The following is a 23,003-nucleotide window of genomic DNA, read 5'->3' on the forward strand; positions in this document are numbered from 1 at the left end:
CTTTTGCACCTCTAAAGCTTACTCGACATCAAAGTCGATCAAAGTCAACGAGGGCTCGAGCAGCCCCTGCCGAACCGCAGGAAGCAAAGCTTCCGAGGACCGGCAAAACAAAAACATCCGGGCAATCACTCGGACATCGCTCAAAATCAACGCGGGGTGGAGCAGCCCGGTAGCTCGTCAGGCTCATAACCTGAAGGCCGCAGGTTCAAATCCTGCCCCCGCAACCAAAAACACAATATGCAACAAAGCCCCTCGGCATAAGCCTTGGGGCTTTTTGTGTTTGGGCCTGCGCCGAGCGCCGTAGAAGCTGAATTGTCCAACTAGCGCTGACGTGCCCCCGTTAAATAAGGCGGGAATTTCGGACGCGACGTTTTACAAATGGCGCAAAAAATACTCAGGTCTGATGCCCTCGGAGATGAAGCGGCTACGACAGCTTGAGGAGGAGAATGCCAAGCTGAAGCGGATTGTTGCCGACCTGTCGCTGGACAAGGCCCTGCTGCAGGATGTGCTTTCAAAAAAGCTTTGAGGCCTGCCCGCAAGCGCAAGCTTGTCGACACGATCAAGGCGGATTGGAAGGTTTCGATCCGGCGTGCATTCTCAGTGTTGAAAGTCGATCGGTCGCTCTATGTCTACAAGTCCAGGCGTGGTGAGCAGGCCGAGCTAAAGCTGAAGATCAAGGACATCTGCCAGACGCGGGTACGCTACGGCTACGGGCGTGTGCATATCCTTATCAAGCGTGAAGGCTGGTCTGTGAACCCGAAGCGAATCTATCGTCTTTACAAGGAGATGGACCTCCAGCTTCGCAACAAGGTTCCCAAGCGCCGGGTCAAGGCGAAGCTGCGGGTTGAGCGCACGGAGCCGACCCATTCCAACCATGTTTGGGCGATGGATTTCGTTCATGACCAACTGGCCACTGGTCGCAAGATCAGGGTTCCGACGGTTGTTGATACCTTCTCTCGCTTCTCGCCAGTGGTGGATGCTCGCTTTAGCTACAAAGGCGAGGATGTCGTTCAGACATTGGAGCGGGTCTGCCGACAGATCGGATATCCGGCGACCATACGTGTGGATAATGGCAGCGAATTCATCTCCCGAGACCTTGACCTCTGGGCCTATCACAAAGGCGTCGTACTTGACTTCTCGCGGCCAGGCAAACCGACCGACAACAGCTACATAGAGAGTTTTAATGGCAAGTTCCGCGCCGAGTGCCTGAACGCTCACTGGTTCATGAGCCTTGACGACGCGCGGGCAAAGATGAAAGATTGGCGTAGAGACTATAATGAGTTCCGGCCACACAGCGAAATCGGCAACAAAGTGCCGATCGCGCTCACGAACGGCTCATCGGCACCAGCGCCGACATGAGCCATAACCACGGAAAATTCCAGTTCCGGCTGGCCCAAAATCGGGCAGCACTTCAAAAACCGCTGGAGCGAACTAAAGACTGGATAAAACTTCGGGGCAAGGTCAGCTCGTCCATATCGACTGCCTGACCCTTGGCCCTCAGTTTGTCCGCTCGAGCTTCCGCAGCCTTCTTCTGGACGACAATCGGTGATGGCAGCCCCCAGTGGGCATGGACGAGCTGCTTCTTTCCGTTCGCCGTGTTGCGGGCAATCGGCCACATCTGGTCGGGGGTCATCTGGTAGGCCGGCATCAGATTGATCAGGCTTTCGGCATCCTGGGCCCATTTCGCGATCCAGTCCTTGTCTTCCATGCGATAAAGATCATAAATCCGACGCCATCTAATTCGACCAGCTTATAGAAGACAATCTAGCGGGTGATGCGTGGGATAGCGAGGTTTCATCCAGTCTACGCGTGAGAGGCGCAAAATCGGCTGTCTCCAGCACAATCATATGCATACATCATTTCAATGATGCCGAGATTACGGGTCTTAGGTCCGTCTCCCTTCAAGGTGAGGAAGTACGTCGAGCTTCGCGCCAAATATTTTGTCAGAATATGAACTCACATTCGTCGTTTAATTAGACGCATATGCTCGATGATATGACGGCCAGAGCCCTCCACGTGTTGTGCAATGATCGCTGCTGCGCCATCAGCGTCCTGCTTCTTGATGCACTGAATTAATCCGCGGTGTTCGTTCACAACGCTTGTCTGGCGGCTAAGCGAGGTCGGGAACTGGCGGCTGATCGCGGAGAGTATTTCGCGGTGTCGCCACCACAAATCGACGGCATGGCGGTTGTAATGCCGGTCGTACATGACTTGATGGAAAGCCATGTCGAGTTTTGAATGAGCATGCTGATCGGCGAAATTCAGGATCTCCATCTGCGCCTGCAAGTCTTCCAAGGTGTCAAGATCCGCCTTGGTGGCAAGGCCAACAAACCATCGCGTCAAAGCAGGTTCGATCAGGACCTCAATCTCAAAAATATCACGCACGAAAGTTTCGTCTATCGTTCGCACGCGTGCGCCGCGGTTTGGCATCATGACGACGAAGCCTTCGCCACGTAATTGCTGCAACGCCTCTCTCACGGGATTGGTTGATGTGCCCATCCGTTCGGCGAGTTCAGAAACCTTAAGACGTTCATTGGCAACAAACCGGCCCTGAATGATGTCGTCACGGAGCCGTTCATAGATCGAGGCCTCGCCAAGATCTGTCTCCTCCGTCACCCGCTTAAATTCGGCAATCTTGCTCATAGAGTTCTACTAACCGAAAAAACTCGTGACTGCCAAGTGCGAAAAATTCTATTTCGCACATCGTTATTGACAAATAATGTACGATCTGAAAACTTCACGCCATCTTAGCGGCGAAGACTGCTGGACGTGTCTGAGGAGCGGGCACTCAAAAGCTGGAGGAGTTTTTACATGAGCTATCAGCGCAAGCTGCGTGACCTCGTCGTTTCGACGGGGCTATTGGGAATTTTCGTGTGCGCGATGATCGCACCGGCCTTCGCACAGGACTTCAAGCAGGCGCCTGCTCTTGAAGAGGAGGTCAAGACAGGCAAGCTTCCAGCCGTCAACGAACGGCTACCTGAGAAACCTTTCGTCGAAACGATGATTGATGGCGTCGGCAAATACGGCGGCACTTTGCGCACGACGATCCTTGCCAACGGTGACCAGTATAACCTGACTCGCACCATCGCCAACGAGTTGCTCGTTCGCTGGGATCCACAGTGGAAGAAGGTCGTGCCATCGCTGGCCGAAGAGTTCACCGCATCCGACGATGCGACCACCTATACATTCAAGCTGCGCAAGGGCTTGAAGTGGAGCGACGGTCAGCCGTTCACAGTCGATGACATCATGTTCTGGTACGAAGACGTATTCATGAACAGCGCGCTGACGCCAGCGAAAAGCCCGACATTCACGGTAGCTGGTAAGCCGGTCAAGGTTCGCAAGATCGATGAACAGACCGTCGAATTCAAATTCGAAACGCCTTATGGTCTGTTCATTCAGCAACTGGCCTATGGCCAGGGCCATGCGCCGGTCATCTATCCGAAGCATTATCTCAGCCAGTTTCATGAGAAGTACAACAAGGATGGCATCCCTGCGCTTCTGAAGTCCAACCCTGCCGCCGGTGACTGGGTGGCATTGTTCAACTCGAAAGTCTCGCTGACTTTCCAGCCTGTTTACTGGCAGAACCTTGAACTGCCGACAATGAACCCATGGGTTCTGACCGTGCCTTATGCGGATAGCGAACGTGTTGTCGCCAAGCGTAACCCTTATTACTGGAAGGTCGACACCGACGGCAACCAGTTGCCGTACATCGACGGCATCACATGGGCAAAGCTTGATGACCCGCAGTTGATGGCTCTTAAAATGACATCGGGTGAATTCGATTTTGCTTTCCGTCACATCAACAATTCCACCTTCAAGTCTGTCCTCTTCGACGGGCAGGAAAGCGGTAATTACAAATTCGTAGATGTGAAGGACCTGCCCGCAAACGACGCCACCATTCTGCTCAACCTCAACTCCACCGATCCGGCGAAGAAGAAGCTGTTCCAAAACAAGGATTTCCGTATCGCTCTTAGCCATGCGATCAATCGTCAAGAAATCATCGATCTGGTTTATGTGGGACAGGGCACGCCCGCGCAGGTCGCCGTTCAGCCTGAACATGAGTTGTATAATGAGCGCGAAGCCATGCAGTACACAGAGTACGATCCGGCAGCGGCCAACGGTATGCTCGACAAGATGATGCCCAAAAAAGACGGCGAAGGTTATCGTCTGGATGAGAGCGGCAAGCGCCTGACCATCAACTTCATGGTGGCGGATGTCTTCGGTCTCTCCTACCCTGATGTCATGCAGATGGTGCAGCAATATGCAAAGGATGTCGGCATCGACATCCAGCTTCGCACGACCGACCGCGCACGCCTGAACACAATGTGGGCGGCAAACGAGCAGGACGCCTACATCTGGAACTGCGTCGGCGGACTTTCGGAAGTCTATACCGATCCACGTTGCTATATGCCGTTCCAGAAGGCCGACATCTTCTTTGCCGTGCGCTGGGCTGAATGGTACGCCAATCACGAAACAGGAGAAGAACCGCCCGAAGAGGTGAAAGCGCTGATGGCGGCCTATGACAAGGTCAATGCTGCCGCCAATGATGCCGACCGGAAGACGAAGATGGAAGAGTTCCTCAATCTTTCCGCCGACAACTTCCTGAATATCGGAATTTCGCGCCCGATGCCGAAATATATGATGGTTTCCAAGAACCTGAAAAATGTCGTCAATGGCATTCCGATCACCGGAAACCTGTGGCACCCGGCGCCTACGTTGACACAGTGGTACTTCGACAAGTCGGCCGAATAAGGCTCCTCCCGCTGACGGTGGCGCGAATGCCACTGCCGGCTCCCCTTCGATCCAATCGAACGGTCCAATTCCATGCTTCGATATATTGCCAAGCGGCTGGTGTTCGCGATCCCGACACTATTTGCCGTCTCCATCATCGCGTTCATCATTATCCAGCTGCCGCCGGGAGATTATCTCACGACCCTGATGGCTGACTGGGCAAGCCAGGGCGGTGCCGTGGAGGCTGGAACCGTGGCTGCCATGCGTGAACGCTACGGCCTCGATCAGCCGATGTATTTCCAGTATTACAAGTGGATGTTCGGCATCGTCACCCGTGGTGATTTCGGAATGTCGTTCGAGCTTGGCAAACCGGTCACGGAGCTGATTTGGAGCCGCCTCGGTTTCTCGATGTTGCTTTCGCTGCTGACGCTTTGCTTTGTCTGGGCCATCGCTATTCCCATCGGCATTCTGTCCGCCGTGCGCCAATATTCGATCTCCGACTACACAGCCACTTTCTTCGCATTTTTCTTTCTCGCCGTACCTGACTTCCTCGTGGCGCTTTCTGCCATGTATCTGATGTCGGTCTGGTTCGGCCAGAGCGTCGGCGGTCTGTTTTCTCCCGCCTATATCGATGCGCCCTGGAGCTTTGCCAAGCTTCTGGATTTTGCCCAACATGTCTGGCTTCCGGTCATCGTCATCGGCCTTGGCTCTCTTGCAGCATTGGTCCGCATCATGCGCGCCAATCTTCTGGATGAACTATCCAAACCCTACGTCACGACAGCGCGCGCCAAAGGCATGTCGGAATTTGAACTGCTGATCCGCTATCCCGTGCGGCTGGCCCTCAATCCGCTGATCTCGACACTCGGCTGGATTTTGCCCGCGGTCATCTCCGGTGAAATCATCGTGTCAGTGGTGATGAGCCTGCCGACCACCGGGCCGTTGCTGCTTCGCGCCCTTCTTGCTCAGGACATGTATCTCGCAGGGTCGCTGATCCTTCTGATCTCGGTTCTGACGATCCTCGGGACATTGATTTCCGACATCCTGCTCGCGCTTACCGATCCACGGATACGCCTCCAATGACAGATATCACACATCTACCCGCTGATACCGGGCCATCGATACATCTTCATGGCAAGGACATCGCCGTTGCAGGTCAATGGAAGCTGTTCTGGCTGAAGTTCAAGAAGCACAAAATAGCGCTCGTCAGTCTTGTTGTGATCTGCGCCATGTATCTCGTCGCAGCCTTTGCGGACTTCATCGCCCCGGTCGATCCGAACGCGACTAATGCGCGCTTCACCTATGCGCCACCCCAAGGCATCTCGCTGTTTCACGATGGCTCGTTCATGCCGCATGTGGATCAGCTAAAGATGACGCTGAACACGGAATCCATGCGGCGGGAGTTTACCCCGGACCCCGCCAAGCCATTACACGTCGGCTTCTTCGTCCCTTCGCAACGCTATGACCTCCTTGGCTTTATTCCCATGCAGACGAAGCTGTTCGGTCTGGTCGATGCCAAGCCGGGCGACAGTCTCTACATTTTGGGTGCTGACCGACTGGGCCGCGATATCTTTTCGCGTGTGGTACACGGCGCACGCATCTCGCTCTCCATCGGTCTCGTCGGCGTGTTCATGAGCCTTATTCTGGGCGTGACGATTGGCGGCATTTCCGGCTTCTTTGGCGGATGGGTTGATCTATTCATACAGCGCGCGATTGAGCTTCTACGCTCTATTCCAACCATTCCGTTGTGGATGGGGTTGGCGGCAGCCATTCCCGTTGGATGGCCACCGCTTCGTACTTACTTCGTCATCACCCTCATCGTGTCGCTCATTGGCTGGACGAGCCTTGCACGAGAGGTGCGCGGCAAATTCCTGTCGCTTCGCCATGAGGATTTCGTTACCGCCGCACGTCTTGACGGCATGAGCGAAATCGGCATCATTTTCAATCACCTTGTGCCGTCTTTCATGAGCCACATTATTGCGACCGTCACGCTGGCGATCCCGACGATGATCCTTGCCGAAACGGCTCTGTCCTTCCTCGGCATCGGGCTTCAGCCGCCAATCATCTCCTGGGGCGTGCTGCTTCAGGAAGCACAGAATATTCGTGCGGTTGCGCAGGCGCCGTGGCTGCTATTCACGCCTGCGGCGGCAATTGTCATCGCCGTTCTTTCCCTCAATTTCCTTGGCGATGGCCTGCGTGATGCCGCAGACCCATACGAGTCGGTGTGATGACCATGACAAGTGACACAATCCTCAAGGTCGAAGACCTGAAAACCTACTTCCCCACCCGCACGGGCGTATTCAAGGCAGTCGATGGCGTTTCGTTCGAGTTGAAGCGCGGTCGGACGCTATGCGTTGTCGGGGAATCCGGCTCGGGAAAGTCAGTGACAGCGCGTTCGATCCTGCAAATCGTAGATAGACCGGGCCGTATCGAAAGCGGCTCTATCATCCTTGCAAAACGGGAAGGCAATGCGGTTGATCTCGCCAAGCTTGACCCGCGTGGCAAGGAAATCCGTGATGTTCGTGGCAAGGAAATTGCCATGATCTTCCAGGAACCGACGAGCTCGCTCTCGCCCGTCCACCGGATTGGTGAGCAGATTGGTGAAGCGCTGCGAATTCACTTTGGCACGCCTAAAAAGGAAAGACGCGAACGCGTTCTCGAACTTCTGCGGCAGGTGGAAATACCGCGGCCGGAAACCGCGATCGACCGCTACACCTTCGAATTTTCCGGTGGCATGCGCCAGCGCGTGATGATTGCCATGGCACTCGCGTGTAAGCCGTCCGTCCTCATCGCTGACGAACCGACAACGGCACTCGACGTCACGACACAGGCGGAAATTCTCGACCTCATCAAGAAGCTGCAACAGAGCCACGGCATGGCGGTGCTGTTCATCACTCACGATATGGGCGTCGTTGCCGAAATCGCCGACGAGGTGCTAGTGATGTATCGCGGCAAGGTCATGGAACATGGTCTGGTCGACAAGATATTCCATGCCCCGCAGAACGATTACACCCGCGCCCTGATCGGTTCTGTTGTAAAGCTGGAAAAGAAAGCCGAAGTCCGGCTTTCCCGTCCGCCAATCAAGCCTGATACGCCTGCACTGGTGGAAGTCAAAAATCTGTCGCTGCAATTTCCATCCGGCCTTAAAGCCGTGAACGGCGTATCCCTGACGGTACGCCCCGGCGAAACCCTCGGCATCGTCGGTGAATCCGGTTCCGGCAAAACTACGATGGGCCGCTGCCTGCTGCGCATTTATGACCCGCAGGAAGGCGAAATCAACTATCGCCGACCGGACGGCAATATTATTGACCTGTGTTCTTCCAACAAAAGCGAATTGAAGAATATCCGCCGTGAAGTCCGCATGATCTTTCAGGATCCGGTCGGCTCCCTCAGCCCGCGCAAAACAGTCGGTCAGATCATTGCGGAGCCATTGAAACTGGCGGGCATGAAAGGGAAAGAGCTGGATGACCGCGTCGCTGAACTGATGCAGCAAGTGGGGCTGGAACCGGCATGGCGGGAGCGTTACCCGCATGCCTTTTCCGGTGGCCAGCGCCAGCGCATTGGCATTGCCCGCGCCATTGCCGTCAAGCCTCGCCTGATCGTTGCCGATGAAGCGACATCGGCGCTGGACGTATCGCTGCGTTCACAGGTTCTGGACCTGATGATGAAGCTTCAGGACGAACTCGGCTTGTCGTATGTCTTCATCTCTCACGATATGTCCGTCATTCGTTACATGTGCGACCGCGTAGCCGTTATGTATCGCGGCCGGATCGTGGAAGAAGGTGAGACCGATCAGGTCGTCAATCATCCTGCCCATGATTACACACGCGCACTTCTTTCCGCCATTCCCCATCCCGATCCGCGTGATCGCCGCATCCAAAAGCGCTTTCGCTACGCCGATGGCCAAACTGCTCAATAAACGGAATTCGTCATGAAAATTACTCAGGTCAAAGTCATCGTCTGCTCTCCAGGGCGCAATTTCGTTACCGTCAAAATCTTCACGGATGAGGGTTTGACAGGTGTTGGCGATGCAACGCTGAATGGTCGGGAAAAGGCTGTTGCTTCCTATCTCGAAGACCATATTGCACCGCTGCTGATCGGGCGCGATCCATCCCGCATTGAGGATATCTGGCAGTATTTTTATAAGGGCGCTTACTGGCGTCGCGGTCCTGTGACGATGGCCGCGATTGCCGGTATCGACACCGCACTTTGGGACATCAAGGCAAAAGCCGCCAATATGCCGCTGTACCAGCTGCTCGGTGGTGCCAGTCGTGAAAAGGTTCTATGCTACACCCACGCACAAGGTCGCGATATAGCAGAAGCCGTCGAGGCTGTCGGTCGCCGCAAGGACGAAGGCTACAAAGCCATTCGCGTACAATGTGGAATACCCGGCCTGCCGGATGTCTACGGCACCGGCGCGAAATCGGTTACCAACAATGCTGAAGATGACGCAGTGCCGCATGAGGAAATGTGGTCCACGTCTAAATATATGCGCCACATCCCCAGGCTTTTTGAAGCCGTTCGTGAAGCCCATGGCTGGGACATTGAGCTTCTGCACGATGTCCACCACAGGCTGACACCTATCGAAGCCGCGCGAGTCGGCAAGGATCTGGAATTCGCCCGGCTTTTCTGGCTGGAAGACACGGTTGCGGCCGAACACCAAGAAGGGTTCCGTCTGATCCGCAAGCATACCACGACACCGCTTGCCGTCGGCGAAGTGTTCAACACGATCTGGGATGCTCGCCTTTTGATGGAAGAGCAGTTGATCGACTATATTCGCACAACCTGTGTGCATGCAGGCGGTGTGACTGCGCTACGACGGATTATGGATTTTGCCAGCGTGTACAATGTGCGGACCGCCTGCCACGGCGCTATGGACATGTCGCCGGTTTGCCTCGGTGCCAATCTGCACCTCGATCTCTGGGTGCCGAATTTTGGCATTCAGGAATACTCGGGTTATCTGCCGGAAATTTTGGAAGTTTTTCCCGGCGCATGGAGCCTCAAGGATGGCTACCTGCATCCCGGCGAGGCAATCGGTCACGGTGTCGATATCGATGAAGGACTTGCGGCAAAGTACCCCTACCGGCGCGCCTACCTGCCGGTGAACCGTCTTGAGGACGGCACCCTGTGGCACTGGTAGGGCAGGAGAGAGACATGAAAATTACTGCGATAAAAACCTATGCGGTCAAGGTGGGCATCCGTAACCAACTACTGGTAAAAATAGAGACCGACGAAGGCATTTTCGGCTGGGGCGAAAGCGGTCTTTCAGGCCGTGAGAAAGCGGTCGTTGGCGCACTTGAGCACTATGCTGAATTCCTGCGAGGGCGCGATCCTTTCAAGATCGGCTCACTGTGGCAGGAAATGTACCGCAGCCAGTATTTCGAAGGCGGGCGCGTCCTTCAGGCCGCCGTTTCCGCCATCGATATCGCGCTTCACGATATCAAGGGCAAGGCGCTCGGCGTGCCAGTCTATGATCTACTCGGCGGCAAACAGCGCGATCATATCCCAACCTTCGCCACAACCTTTGCCGCACCCGGCCCTGAAATGATCGATCAGGCCAAGATGCTAGTTGAACACGGTTGGACGGCGCTGCGCCTTTCTCCCGCAGGCCATGAAGAAAGGCAGATTTATGAGCCACGCGAACACATTGCCACAACCGCTAAATGGCTGGTGAAGGCGCGTGAAGAACTCGGAGACGATGTCGTGCTCGGCATTGATTACCATCACCGGCTGACGGTGGCGGAAGCCGCCAGTTTCTGTCAGAAAATGCCATCGGGCACGCTCGACTTCCTTGAGGAGCCCATTCGCGACGAGTCTCCGGGCGCTTATGAAGCCTTGCGGCGATTGACCGATGTTCCCTTCGCCATCGGCGAGGAGTTTTCATCGAAATGGCAGTTCCAGCCCTACATCGAGCGGGATATCCACCAGTTCAATCGGCTTGATGTCTGTAATGTCGGTGGATTGACTGAATCCATGAAGGTCGCCGCATGGAGTGAAACTCATTACGTCGATATGATGCCGCACAATCCGCTAGGGCCGATCTGCACGGCTGCGACCATCCATTTCTGTGCGGCAGTCGCTAACTTCTCCTGGCTGGAAACCCGTGCCAGCCCAGCAGAAACCCATCTGGGTTTCGATAATTCAGACTTCTTTTCGACGCAACCACGATTGGAAGGCGCGGTTTACCCTGTTTCAGATGCTCCGGGCCTCGGGGTCGAGGTCAACGAGGAGCTCTTGGCAAAACAGAGTTTCGAGTTCTGGGAGGCACCGCATCTAAAGCGACGCGATGGATCTGTTACGAATTGGTGAGCTGGGTCTTTGCCAACGTGAATTAGAGGCACTGTGGTTCATATCAACGTAAGGCGGCCACGGCTAAAATCGACCTCGTCCCGCCGCTGACGATCGCATATTGTCGAGGAGAACAGCGATGAGCAGAATGATGCCGCGCACGACATATTGGTAAAAGGCCTGAATATTGAGCAGGTTCATGACGTTTTCGGCAATGCCCATGATGAGGACGCCGACGATGACGCCGGTCATGGTGGCGCGGCCACCAGCAAGCGAAACGCCGCCGAGAACGCAGGCAGAAATCACCGAAAGCTCAAGCCCCGTTGCCGCGTTGGGCTGGCCGGAGGTGATGCGCGAAGCGAGAAGAATACCAGCAATGCCGCAGACCAGGCCCTGAAGCGCAAATATCCAGATGCGCATTCTGACGACATTGACGCCTGCCAGACGGGATGCTTCCGGGTTGCCGCCGATAGCCAGCGTGTTCTTGCCGAAGACCGTGCGGTTCAGCACGAAACCGAAGACGATGAACAACGCGACCATGATCCAAATCGGCGTCGGGATGGTGAAGACGCGTGACAGTGCAAGCTGGTAGAAATCAGGATCATTGATGCCGACTGCACGGCCATCCGAGGAAATCAACGCCAGACCGCGCACGATCTGCATCGTGGCAAGTGTCGTGATCAGCGCATTGATGCGGAATTTCGCAATGACGACGCCGTTCACGAAGCCGACAATGCTGCCGCAGATCAAGGCACCCAGCAATCCGAGAATAATAGATCCGGAGGCGTTCGAGACCATGACGGCGATCATGCCTGAAAATGCCACTGTTGAGCCGACCGAAAGGTCGAAGTCCCGCGATGCAAGGCAGAACATCATGGTGCATGAAACGATGCCAATGGTGACGACCGATTGCAGTAGGCCCAGCATGTTGCGCTCTGTCAGAAAGTTCGGCACGGACAGAGAGACGATGACGAAAGCTATGGCGAAGATGAAGACGAGACCCTGTTCGCCGAGCAGAATTTTCTTCAGAGAGGTCATTGATCAGGTTCCTGAAATTAGACGGTGCAAGCGAGGTTCTTGTCGGGCAGGGCTGCGGTCAGAATGGTACGTTCATCGAAATCCGAGCGCGGAATATCGGCTGCAACTCGGCCCTGGCACATGACCATCATGCGGTCTGAAATGCCCATGACTTCCGGGAGTTCGCTGGAGATGACAATGATCGCCGTGCCGCCTGCGGCAAGCTCATAAAGGATTTCGTAGATTTCCGACTTCGCACCAACATCGATGCCGCGGGTCGGCTCATCGATGACCAGCACCTTCACGCCCTGTTCGGAGAGCCAGCGGCCAAGAATGACCTTCTGTTGGTTACCGCCGGAAAGGTTGATGATGTCCTGCTTGCGCGAGGGCGTCCGCACCCGCAGCTTGGCGATGAACTGTTCCGCGACGGATGCCTCTTTCTTCGGGTTCACTATGCCGAAAGGTGAGAAGTGCCGCCGCGAGGAAATGGCAATATTTTCCTCGATCGAGCGACCCTGAATGATGCCATCGTATTTTCGATCTTCCGGGCAAAGCACCATTCCAGCGGTAATTGCCGCCTTGGGGCTGTCGGGAGCCACGGCTACGCCGTCGATGGTGATGGAGCCTTGCTGGCGATGGTCTGCACCATAAAGCAGCCTTGTCATTTCGCTTCGGCCAGCTCCGATCAGGCCGAAGAAGCCGAGAATTTCGCCCTTTCGAACGGTGAAATTGACGGGCGTGCGCAGCTTTGGACCGGAAAGATTTTTGACCTCCAGTCGCACCTCTCCGAGGGGGCGCTCTCGCCAGCCCCAGATATTGCTGATCTCGCGGCCAACCATTTCCGAAATAATCTGGTCGCGTGTCGTGTTCTTGATGTCGAGGTGATGCGCAGCCAGCTTCCCATCGCGCAGGACCGTCAGGCTGTCGCAAAGCCGGAAGATCTCATCCAGCCGATGCGACACGTAAAGGATGATGGTGCCGTTCGCTTTCAGTTTCTCAATCAGCGAAAACAGGATTTCGCTTTCTCGTGAAGAGAGGGAGGATGTCGGCTCGTCCAGCGCAATGACGCGCGCATCCAGCATGACGGCTTTGGCGATTTCTACCATTTGCCGCTCGCCGATAGAAAGGGTGGCGACCTTAGCATTCGGATCGACAGCGATGCCGATTTCCTGAAGTTTTGTCCCTACCGTTTCGACAAGCGTGCGGCTATCGATAACGCCTGCCTTGCCGGGGAAACGTCCAAGCCAGAGATTTTCCGCCACGGTCAGTTCGGGAACCAGCTGTAATTCTTGATGGATGACGACCACGCCAGCGTCGAAAGCATCGCGAACCGAACGGTAGGACTGCTTTTCGCCGTTGATCACGATGCCGCCAGTATCGGAGGACTGATCGCCGGAGAGAATGCGTATAAGGGTGGATTTGCCCGCGCCATTTTCACCCATCAGGCCGTGGACGGCACCCTTTTCAACGGCGAATGAGACACCGGATAATGCCTGCACGCCGGGATAGGCTTTGGATATGTCGTTGAACTCAAGAAAAGCCATCATCGCCCCTGACTTTACAAAGAATAGCCGGCGGCAGTGGCCGCCGGTGGTCAATGCAGAGGTTCTGGCTTATTCGATGCCGAGGTCGGCGCGAACTTTTTCGTAGTCGCCGCGAACAGCAAGCGAACCGGATGTCAGGATCAGCTTCTCCGGCTCCTTGTTATTGGCAATCCACTCATACATGTTGAGCGCGGTTTCATAGCCATGACGCTTCGGCGAGATGATGACTGTGCCGTAGAAGCCGGTAGCAGAAGGCTTCTTGAACTCGTTGATCGCAGATTCCGCGCCACCGATGCCGACGCCGATCATATTGTCAGCGGAAATGCCGACGGATTCGGACGCACGTACCGCACCAAGTACAGCTTCGTCGTTCAGGCCGAAAGCGATCCAGTGCTTGATGTTGGAATGCTTGTTGAGAACAGTGGTCGCTGCGTTGAGGGCAGCTTCCGTATCGGTCTTTGCCTGCGGTGCGTCATAGATGTTTTCGGCAGGGAAGCCCGCTGCTTTCAGCGCAGTAATCGCGCCTTCCACACGGTCTACCGCTGTTGGAAGCTGGTCGTAGGAAACGCGAATTGCGCCCACGTCCTTCATGTCCCAGCCGCGCTTCTTGATTTCTGCGGCAATCGACTGACCGACCGTTTCACCGATCTTGATTGCGGAAATTCCCATATGGGGCACGTCTTCCAGCGGCTTGCCATCCGCGCCGACCAGGCGGTCATCAACCGTCATCAGCTTCAGGTCGTTGGCAGTTGCCTTGGCAACGATGCCGGGACCGAGCTTCACGTCGGGTACGCAGATAATGAAACCCTGTGCGCCCTGTGCGCCGAGATTGTCGATGGCCGACTGAACCTTTTCGCCGTCTTCAGCGCCGATCTTGACCAGCGCAAAGCCCTTTTCCTTGGCGGCCTGTTCGGCGAATTTCCACTCGTCCTGGAACCACGGCTCTTCCGCCTGCTTCACGACGAAGCCGATTTTAACATCGGCCGCAAATGCAGCGTTGGCGGTCAGCGCAATGGCGCTAGCCATGATGATAGCCTTCAATGAACGCATGTCTTATCTCTCCCTTCGACCCCGCGTGCCTCCCGCGGTCTTTCTTCATTATTCTTCAAAAATCATACCAGTCAATATTATATGTATGATTTTATTTTTCTATGCACCTTTGATCAGCTCGCCCGGTTTGCGGGTCTTTCTAAGGGCATCGGTCATTTCGGATCTTGCAACGCCGATCAGCTGTTCCATGGAATGGCGGGCGGCCTCCGGTCGCTTCATTCGAATGGCTTCCAGTACGTTCTGATGGGTCAGGATCGCTTGCTCATGAGACTGGCTTTCGCGATTTGTCAGCCGGAAGCTGGCGAGCAATGCGGCACGGATGGCGCTTGCAAATTGTCGGAAGACCCAGTTTCCGCTGGCATTAATGATGGCAGTGTGGAACTCCAGATCGGCGCGGCTCCAGGCTTCATTGTCGCGCGAATTCGCCTCCACCATGTCTTCGAATGCTTGGGAAATAAGATAGAGCTGCCGAGCATTGGCGTTGGCTGCAGCCTGCGCCGCAGCTGCCGGTTCCAGCAGTTGGCGCGCATCTATCAGTGACGAGTAAAAGCTCTCGTCGCCGCCAACCGTCAACATCACGTCGAGCACGATGGGATCGAGATAGTTCCAGTTTTCTCGCGGCAAAACGATGGTGCCAGCCCGTGTGCGTGATCGGACCATGCCAAGCGCCGAGAGATACTGCATTGCTTCTCGCAGACTTGTGCGGCTGACGCCGAATTGCTCGGTCATATCGATTTCATTGGGCAATGTCGCGTTCTCTGCGAAAGTGCCGGATACAATCAATTCCACCAGTCGGCGCAAGAGGGCCTCCCGAACACCCCGCTTACCCTGCTGGGCAATCGGCTCCCCCTGGTGCGTTAGAAACTGCTCCATAATTCTCGTCCCCTGCCGTTCGATCTCCGAATGGGTAGTATGAATGAACAAATACTCCGCATCAAATCGAAAATAAATCGTACAGAAATTGACATGTGTGGGACTAATGATAATGTCCCGGCATAGCGACCTCAAGACAATAGGTCGCCATAAAACTCGTCATGGGGGAGGAACCGATGAAAATCACCAAGCACATAGGTATCGTTGCAGCTGTTCTTTTGGGCAGTGTCGCAACCTTGTCGGCGCAGGAAAATCTAAAGGTTGGCGCGATCTATATGGACGCACAGGGCTTTTATGCCGGCGTGCGCAAGGGCATCCAGATCGGTGCGTCGGAAGCTGGTCGCAAGCTCGATATTGTCGAAACCAATGCGCAGGGAGACGTCAGCAAGGAATCTTCCTTTATCGACTCCCTGATTTCTGCTGGCGTTCAAGCCATCATTGTATCGCCGGTGTCTGCCGATGGTTCCTACCGCGCGATCCGTCGAGCGCATGATGCCGGTATTCCGGTCGTCTGCTACAACACCTGCCTCAACGACAAGGACATGAAGGATTATATCTCCGCCTATGCGGTCGGCGATCCCTTCGATTTCGGTCATAAGCTCGGTGACGCGGCTGCCGACTACTTCATCGCGCAGAAAAAGGAAGCGCCGAAAATCGCAGTTCTGAACTGCGAATTCGTGGAAGTCTGCGTTACGCGCCGCAAGGGCTTCGAAGAAGCGATGAAGGCCAAGGTGCCGGGTGCGCAGATCGTCGCCAATCAGGAAGGCGCTGTCCTCGATAAAGCGGTTTCGGTTGCCAGCACCATGTTGTCTTCAAACCCGGATATCGATGCTTTCTTCGGTGAAGCCGGGGGTGCGACGCTGGGTGCTGCCCGCGCTGTGAAAAGCCAGGGCAAGGTCGGCAAAGTCGTCGTCTTCGGCGGTGACATGACTACGGAAATCGCGCAGGAACTTTCCGACTTCTCGGTCATCAAGGCCGTTGTCGATATTTCCGGGCAAGGTCTCGGCAAGCTTGCGCTCGCGCAGGCCATCAAGTCCATCGACGGCCAGCCGCCTGAAGGCATCAAGGTCGCTTACAATATCGATCTCTATAAGTCGTCCGAAGATGGCAAGGCCTGGCTGAAGGCCCACGCCGACGGCATTCCCTGATCGACCTTCTCATCGCTGCGGCTCCGCTTGAGCGCGCCATGTAGCGCCGCCGGGTATCCGGCGGCCTCCAAAGCAATGGAAAGACCCAATGACATCTGCTTCCCAGAACAGCTTGCCGGATGGCTCCACCGTCGCTTCGATAAGAGGTTGCACACGGCAATATCCCGGCGTGCTTGCTCTTGACGATGCCACATTCGAAGTGGCGCCAGGCGAGGTGAGAGCCCTGCTCGGCAAAAACGGCGCGGGGAAATCCACGCTGATCCGAATGCTGACCGGTGCTGAAACACCCGACATCGGGACCGTCATGATCGGCGACGCCGAACTTACCTCTCACGGCTCCGCCCGTGCGCAGGAATCCTTTCAGAAAGGCGTACGCGTCGTTTATCAGGAACTCAGCCTTGTTCCGGGCATGACGCTTGCCGAAAACCTGTTTCTCGGACGCTGGCCGCGCAAGGGCGGTGTCATTCAATATGCAGCCATGGAGGCAGAAGCGGCGGAAGCCATGGCAAGCCTTGGCCTCAATCTGCCGCCGGATCGTCTCGTGACGGGCTTGAGTCCTGCGGAGCGGCAGTTGCTTGAGATCGCTCGCGCCATGATTGGGCGGCCAAAGATAGTCATTCTCGACGAACCGACAAGCTCGCTGGCCGCCGCCGAAGCGGAAAAGGTGATGGCCGCGGTGACGAGGGTTGCCGCACAAGGAATCGCGGTTATCTATGTCAGCCACCGCATGAATGAAATTCGCCAGATTGCGCATTCCGCCACCATCATGCGCGATGGACGGATCATCGCCACCGTCGACGTGAGAGGTGCCGATACGCGCGAGATTGTCCGGTTGATGCTCGGCTCCGAGGCTTCACAGGCGGCAGAGTTGGAAAGTCACGCCTCTTCGGAGGTGGTTCTGCAGGTGCGCGATCTGGCGCTTGCGCCAAAGCTTTCCGCCATCTCTTTCTTGCTTCGTAAGGGGGAGGTGCTGGGCATCGCGGGTCTGCTCGGCGCTGGCCGCACGGAACTGCTGCAAGCCATCATGGGCGTGCGCGATTTCGATAGCGGCGATGTGCTGGTGGACGGCCGCTCTGTCAAGTCCGCCGGTTACAAGCAGATGGTTGATGCAGGTTTCGGCTATACGCCGGAAAGCCGCAAGGAGGAGGGCATCGTGCCGCTTCTCGGCGTGGATGAAAACACGCTTGCTACGAATTTCTCCGGCGTCAGCCGTAACGGCGTCCTTTCGGGCAGCCGCATGGCGCAGGCGACGCGGGATATCATCGAGCGCCTGCACATCAAGACGGCAAGTACCGATACGCCGATTGGCACGCTTTCGGGCGGAAACCAGCAAAAGGTCGTCATCGGTCGCTGGGTCTATGCCGGAAGTCGCGTTCTTCTTCTCGACGAGCCGACGCGCGGCGTGGATATCGAGGCGAAAGCGCAAATCTACGCCATCATCCGCCAGCTCGCGGCAGAAGGCCGAAGCATCATTTTCGTTTCCAGCGAAATAGAGGAACTGCCACTCGTCTGCGACCGCGCGCTGGTTCTGCGCGATGGCGCGTTGCGCGAAGAGTTCAAATCACCAAACATCGATCAGGACACCTTGATGGCTGCCTGCATTTCCGGACATTGAGGGAGGCAAGACAATGTCGCTCGATCAAACTACCAAAACGGCCGTTTCAAAGCGGGCATCAAAGCGGGGATTCACCCTGTCGAAGCATATGAACGAGCTTAGCCTGTTCTTTGCCATCGTCGTCCTCTACGTCATCTTCTCATCCACCGCGCCGGGCTTCATGTCCTTCAACAATCAGGTGAATATCCTGCGTGACGCGGCGACAATCGGAATTGCTGCATGGGCAGTCACGCTCATAATCATCGCAGGTGAGATCGATGTGAGCGTCGGTCCGATGGTCGCCTTCATTTCCGTGGAACTAGCATTCCTTTTGCAATGGGGCGTGCCCACGCCCGCAGCCTTCGTGCTGGCCATCGTACTTGGCGCGCTGCTCGGTTCCATTTCCGGCATTCTGCGCGCTTATTTCGATGTGCCTTCCTTCGTCGCGACGCTTGGCATGTGGAGCGCCCTGCGCGGCACGGCGCTGTTCGTTACCGATGCCCTGCCGGTGTCCATTGGTCGCAATGATATGCTGGATGCGCTGGACCGCTCAGTCCTCGGCATTCCTCCAGCCGCGATCATCATGCTGGTGCTGTTTGCAGCCTTCGCTTTCGTCAGCCGCAAGACCGCCTTCGGTCGCTCGGTTTTCGCCGTGGGTGGCAATGCCCATGCGGCTTTCCTCAGCGGTATCAATGTCGCGCGCATTCGCGTGGCTCTTTTTGCCATCGGCGGCGCGATGGCAGCCATTTCCGGTATTCTGCTGGTGTCCCGCCTTGGCTCGGGCAATGCCACGGCGGCGAACGGTCTCGAGTTCGATGTGATCGCTGCAGTCGTTGTCGGCGGTACGGCGCTTTCCGGTGGCCGTGGCTCGATGCTGGGAACGCTGCTCGGCGTGCTGGTGATTACGCTCATCGGTAACGGTCTGGTTCTGCTCGGCATCAACCCGTTTTTCCAACAGGTTGTTCGCGGTCTTATCATCGTCATCGCGGTGCTTGCCAATATTCAGGCGATCAAGCGCAGCCTGTCGCGCAATAAGGGATGAGTGCTGCATGGCTGTTATTGATCTGAAATCCGGCCAGCTCTCGCTGAGTCTCTCAACAAAAGGCGGCATCATACTCGGCTTCTGGAAAGACACCGATGCTGGTCGTGTGCCACTGTTTCGGCCCGCGAAATCGAGTGATTCGGATGCGCTCGGTTCCTCCTGCTATCCGCTGGTGCCATTTGGCAACCGCGTCAAGGGCAACAGCTTCGGGTTCGATGGCAGAACGTACACGCTGACGCCCAACACGGGGTGGGACCCGCATTACCTGCACGGTGAAGGCTGGCAGGCCGAATGGTCGGTGGGCAAAAGCACACCGGCATCCGTTGAAATGAGTTTCATCTGTGACGGACATTCCACGCCCTATCGTTATCGGGCAGTGGAGACATTTACGCTTGAGGATGATCGTTTGTCGTTGAGCCTTTCCGTGGAAAATATGGGAGAGCGCCCACTGCCCTTCGGACTTGGCTGGCATCCCTATTTTCCGCTGACGCCAATGACGACCCTGCAAGCGCGCGCCGATCATTTCTGGACCGAAATCGAGGGCTGGTTGCCGGGTGAAAGAACCGAGATCCCTGCCGACCTCGATTTCAGCGAGCCTGCTCCACTACCGGAACGCTGGGTCAACAACGGCTATGAGGGATGGTCCGGCGAAGCGACCATCGTCTGGCCGGAGCGTTTTACCCAGTTGAGATTGACCGCCGATCCGATATTCAGACACGCCTTCGTCTTCGTGTCCGACACTGCTTTCGATTCTTCTTTCGATCGCGATTATTTCTGTTTCGAACCCATGTCGCACCTTGCAAACGGGCATAATCTGCCGGATTTGGGAGACCTTAAAGTGCTGGCATTCGGTGAGAAACTAGCGGGCAGTATTACGCTTGAGCCGCGGAGTTTATGAGCATGCATGCGGAGTTTGGAAATGGCCGATAGCCATGGGTTCGACTACATCATCGTCGGCGGCGGCAGTTCAGCATGCGTCGTGGCTGCGCGTCTTGTGACGTCTGGTGCGCGCGTGTTGTTGCTGGAACGTGGACCGGATAAGGCCAATCCGATCATGCATATCCCTGCCGGCTACATGAAGTTTCTGGCGAAGGATACATACCTTGCCATGCATCAGACAAAGCCGCAGCCACAACTGGGCGGTCGGGGCCCCATCGTGCCGCAGGGTAAGGTTTTGGGCGGTGGAAGCACTGTCAATGCCATGGTCTATATGCGCGGACAGGCAGCGGATTTCGATCTGTGGAACGAGCTCGTCACAGCGCCCGGCTCTAACAATGATGGCTCATGGTCATACAAAGACCTTCTGCCCTACTTCAAGGCGCAGGAAAACAACGACCATCTGGGAGGTGAATTTCACGGTGTCGGCGGGCCGCTGAAGATTTCGCATCTCGGCCACACCAGCCCGATGACGCGCACTTACGTCAAAACCCTCCAGGGCATGGGCATTCCCTATAATCCTGATTTCAACGGTGCGGATCAGTTTGGCGTCGGCTTCATGCAGCACACGATAGACTGGAAGACGCGCAAGCGCTCCAGCGCGGTCGATGCTTTCTTGGCACCGGTTATGAACAATCCGAAGCTGACCATCGAGACCGGCGCGACCGTGACCCGCATCCGTATGGACGGCGACCGGGTGGTCGCCGTGGACTATGTTCAGGGTGGGGCGCGCAAGACTGCGGAAGCAGGCGTTGAAGTAATTCTGGCAGCGGGCGCTTACCAGACGCCGAAGCTGTTGATGATTTCCGGTATCGGACCGGAAGAACATCTCAAGCAGCATGGCATCGCCACGAAACTCGCGCTTCAGGGCGTGGGCAAGAATCTTCAGGATCACTATGAATGCCCGGTCGTCGCCACGACGAAGGGCGCGTTTGGGTATTACAAGCAGGACCGTGGCTGGCCGATGATCAAGGCCGGATTGCAATATCTGATGTTCAAGTCCGGTCCAGCTTCGACCACCGGCGTGGAAACCTGCGCTTTCTACGACCCGGATGGAAACAATGACCGTCCAACGATCCAGATGTTCTGCGTCCCGACCGTCTATCTCGACCGCGATGTGATGGGCACCGATCCGGGCGATGGCGTAACGATCAACTCGCTGCTGCTGCGCCCAAAAGCACGCGGCTCCGTCACGCTTTCCTCCAGCGATCCCTTCGCCAATCCGATTGTCGACACGCAGATATTCGGCCACCCCGATGACTTGAAGCTGACCATGGCTGGCTTCCGTTTCGCGCGTCAGGTGCTGGCGGCATCCCCGATGCGTGACCTTATCGACAAGGAAATCTTCCCGGGTGCAGAAGTGACCAGCGATGAGGCGATTGCAGCCCATTGCAAGCGCACGGTCAAGACCGGATACCACCCTGTTGGCACATGCAAAATGGGCCATGACGGCGACCCGGACGCGGTGCTGGACACCAAGCTGAATGTACGCGGAACGCGTGGCCTGCGGGTCATCGATGCATCGCTCATGCCAACCATTGTTAGCGGTAATACCAACGCAGCCGTTTATGCCGCGGCAGGGAAGGCAGCGGATCTTATTCTTTCCTGATTGGATTAATCTCATGAAGATTACTAAGCTAACCACCTACATCGTTCCGCCGCGCTGGCTTTTCCTCAAGGTCGAAACTGATGAAGGCATCGTCGGCTGGGGAGAGCCGGTTGTTGAAGGCCGTGCGCTGACCGTTGAGGCTGCCGTGCAGGAAATGGCCGATTATCTGATCGGCAAGGACCCGTTCCTGATCGAAGATCACTGGACTGTGCTTTATCGCGGCGGCTTTTATCGTGGTGGCGCAGTGCACATGTCGGCGCTGGCGGGCATCGATCAGGCGCTTTGGGACATAAAGGGCAAAGCACTTGGCCAGCCGGTTCACTCGCTTCTTGGTGGACAGCTCCGTGACCGGATCAAGGTCTATTCCTGGATCGGCGGCGACCGTCCGTCGGATGTGGCACAGAATGCTAAGGACGTGGTGGCACGCGGTTTCAAGGCCATTAAGCTTAACGGCTGCGAGGAAATGCAGATCGTTGACACCAATGAGAAAGTGGAAAAGGCCGTTGAAACCATTGCCATCATTCGTGAAGCCGTTGGCCCGCATATCGGCATCGGTGTTGATTTCCATGGCCGCGTCCATCGTCCCATGGCCAAGGTTCTCGCAAAGGAGCTTGAACCTTACAAGCTAATGTTCATCGAAGAGCCGGTTCTCTCCGAAAACCGCGAAGCGCTGAAGGAAATCGCAAACCACACCTCGACGCCGATTGCGCTGGGTGAGCGTCTCTACTCGCGCTGGGATTTCAAATCGGTTCTGGCGGACGGCTTCGTCGATATCATCCAGCCCGACCTATCACATGCCGGTGGCATCACCGAATGCCGCAAAATCGCGGCCATGGCAGAGGCCTATGATGTGGCGCTGGCACCGCATTGCCCTCTTGGACCGATTGCACTCGCGGCCTGCCTACAGTTGGACGCGGTCGCCTACAACGCCTTCATTCAGGAACAGAGCCTCGGTATTCACTACAACAAGAGCAATGACGTTCTGGACTACCTTTCCAACAAGGACGTGTTCCAATACGCAGACGGCTTCGTGTCCATACCGCAGGGATTGGGTCTCGGGATCGAGATCGACGAGGCATACGTCATCGAGCGTGCCAAGGAAGGCCACCGGTGGCGCAACCCGATCTGGCGTCATGAAGATGGCAGCTTTGCTGAGTGGTGAGGGAGGAAAACG

The 23,003-nt window shown here is 56.2% G+C and carries 17 protein-coding genes, 1 tRNA gene and 2 pseudogenes; 14 read left to right on the forward strand and 6 right to left on the reverse strand.

The features are described 5' to 3' along the window. The first annotated feature begins 150 nt into the window (after positions 1-150). Positions 151-227 (forward strand) — tRNA-Met (locus tag QZ869_RS21100). A gap of 119 nt (positions 228-346) precedes the next feature. After that, positions 347-1,359: pseudogene (locus tag QZ869_RS21105) on the forward strand (IS3 family transposase); the annotation flags it as partial. Between the two features lie 103 nt (positions 1,360-1,462). Here QZ869_RS21105 and QZ869_RS21110 read toward each other — a convergent pair. Together QZ869_RS21110 and QZ869_RS21115 are read right to left on the reverse strand one after the other, a co-directional pair. Continuing rightward, positions 1,463-1,708: pseudogene (locus QZ869_RS21110) on the reverse strand (SOS response-associated peptidase); the annotation flags it as partial. A gap of 248 nt (positions 1,709-1,956) precedes the next feature. Continuing rightward, complete coding sequence (locus QZ869_RS21115) at positions 1,957-2,643, reverse strand: GntR family transcriptional regulator (protein WP_296107158.1); 687 nt, start codon at positions 2,641-2,643, stop codon at positions 1,957-1,959. Between the two features lie 168 nt (positions 2,644-2,811). Between QZ869_RS21115 and QZ869_RS21120 the strand changes: the two genes are divergently transcribed. From QZ869_RS21120 to QZ869_RS21145, 6 genes are all read left to right on the forward strand, one after another. Then, entirely contained in the window at positions 2,812-4,752 is a 1,941-nt protein-coding gene (locus tag QZ869_RS21120; protein ID WP_296107161.1) for an ABC transporter substrate-binding protein, read from the forward strand. A gap of 72 nt (positions 4,753-4,824) precedes the next feature. Then, positions 4,825-5,811 (forward strand): ABC transporter permease, encoded by a 987-nt coding sequence (locus tag QZ869_RS21125; RefSeq protein ID WP_062426921.1) that lies wholly within the window; start codon positions 4,825-4,827, stop codon positions 5,809-5,811. Then, a complete protein-coding gene (locus tag QZ869_RS21130; protein ID WP_062426922.1) occupies positions 5,808-6,956 on the forward strand; it encodes an ABC transporter permease in 1,149 nt (382 codons plus the stop codon). The genes QZ869_RS21125 and QZ869_RS21130 overlap by 4 nt, the downstream gene beginning before the upstream one ends. Further along, complete coding sequence (locus QZ869_RS21135; protein ID WP_296107163.1) at positions 6,956-8,647, forward strand: ABC transporter ATP-binding protein; 1,692 nt, start codon at positions 6,956-6,958, stop codon at positions 8,645-8,647. The genes QZ869_RS21130 and QZ869_RS21135 overlap by 1 nt, the downstream gene beginning before the upstream one ends. 12 nt (positions 8,648-8,659) lie before the next feature. Further along, positions 8,660-9,868, forward strand: coding sequence for a D-mannonate dehydratase ManD (gene manD, locus QZ869_RS21140; RefSeq protein WP_296107165.1), 1,209 nt, complete (start codon positions 8,660-8,662; stop codon positions 9,866-9,868). A gap of 14 nt (positions 9,869-9,882) precedes the next feature. Beyond that, positions 9,883-11,037, forward strand: coding sequence for a mandelate racemase/muconate lactonizing enzyme family protein (locus tag QZ869_RS21145; protein ID WP_296107167.1), 1,155 nt, complete (start codon positions 9,883-9,885; stop codon positions 11,035-11,037). A 63-nt stretch (positions 11,038-11,100) separates the two neighbouring features. Here QZ869_RS21145 and araH read toward each other — a convergent pair whose 3' ends face one another. The 4 genes from araH to QZ869_RS21165 form a co-directional block, all read right to left on the reverse strand. Then, on the reverse strand, positions 11,101-12,054 hold the full coding sequence (gene araH, locus QZ869_RS21150; RefSeq protein WP_296107169.1) for an L-arabinose ABC transporter permease AraH: 954 nt from the start codon (positions 12,052-12,054) through the stop codon (positions 11,101-11,103). Between the two features lie 17 nt (positions 12,055-12,071). After that, positions 12,072-13,577 (reverse strand): L-arabinose ABC transporter ATP-binding protein AraG, encoded by a 1,506-nt coding sequence (gene araG, locus QZ869_RS21155; RefSeq protein ID WP_296107172.1) that lies wholly within the window; start codon positions 13,575-13,577, stop codon positions 12,072-12,074. Positions 13,578-13,646: 69 nt separating this feature from the next. Next, positions 13,647-14,627: an arabinose ABC transporter substrate-binding protein gene (locus tag QZ869_RS21160; protein ID WP_296107175.1), complete on the reverse strand. Its 981-nt coding sequence runs from the start codon at positions 14,625-14,627 to the stop codon at positions 13,647-13,649. Positions 14,628-14,726: 99 nt separating this feature from the next. Further along, positions 14,727-15,500 (reverse strand): FadR/GntR family transcriptional regulator, encoded by a 774-nt coding sequence (locus QZ869_RS21165; RefSeq protein ID WP_296077510.1) that lies wholly within the window; start codon positions 15,498-15,500, stop codon positions 14,727-14,729. Positions 15,501-15,676: 176 nt separating this feature from the next. Between QZ869_RS21165 and QZ869_RS21170 the strand changes: the two genes are divergently transcribed. The 6 genes from QZ869_RS21170 (at position 15,677) to dgoD (ending at position 22,991) form a co-directional block, all read left to right on the forward strand. After that, a complete protein-coding gene (locus tag QZ869_RS21170; RefSeq protein ID WP_296107177.1) occupies positions 15,677-16,648 on the forward strand; it encodes a substrate-binding domain-containing protein in 972 nt (323 codons plus the stop codon). 88 nt (positions 16,649-16,736) lie between these two features. Continuing rightward, positions 16,737-18,263, forward strand: a complete 1,527-nt coding sequence (locus QZ869_RS21175) for a sugar ABC transporter ATP-binding protein (RefSeq protein WP_296107180.1) — start codon at positions 16,737-16,739, stop codon at positions 18,261-18,263. A gap of 13 nt (positions 18,264-18,276) precedes the next feature. Beyond that, positions 18,277-19,284 (forward strand): ABC transporter permease, encoded by a 1,008-nt coding sequence (locus QZ869_RS21180; RefSeq protein ID WP_296107181.1) that lies wholly within the window; start codon positions 18,277-18,279, stop codon positions 19,282-19,284. Positions 19,285-19,291: 7 nt separating this feature from the next. Next, a complete protein-coding gene (locus QZ869_RS21185; protein WP_296107185.1) occupies positions 19,292-20,182 on the forward strand; it encodes an aldose 1-epimerase in 891 nt (296 codons plus the stop codon). A 21-nt stretch (positions 20,183-20,203) separates the two neighbouring features. Continuing rightward, positions 20,204-21,829, forward strand: coding sequence for a GMC family oxidoreductase (locus tag QZ869_RS21190; RefSeq protein WP_296107188.1), 1,626 nt, complete (start codon positions 20,204-20,206; stop codon positions 21,827-21,829). A gap of 13 nt (positions 21,830-21,842) precedes the next feature. Next, positions 21,843-22,991 (forward strand): galactonate dehydratase, encoded by a 1,149-nt coding sequence (dgoD, locus tag QZ869_RS21195; RefSeq protein WP_296078030.1) that lies wholly within the window; start codon positions 21,843-21,845, stop codon positions 22,989-22,991. Positions 22,992-23,003 lie beyond the last annotated feature (12 nt).

It is taken from the genome of uncultured Agrobacterium sp., assembly GCF_913777885.1.
GTDB lineage: Bacteria > Pseudomonadota > Alphaproteobacteria > Rhizobiales > Rhizobiaceae > Agrobacterium.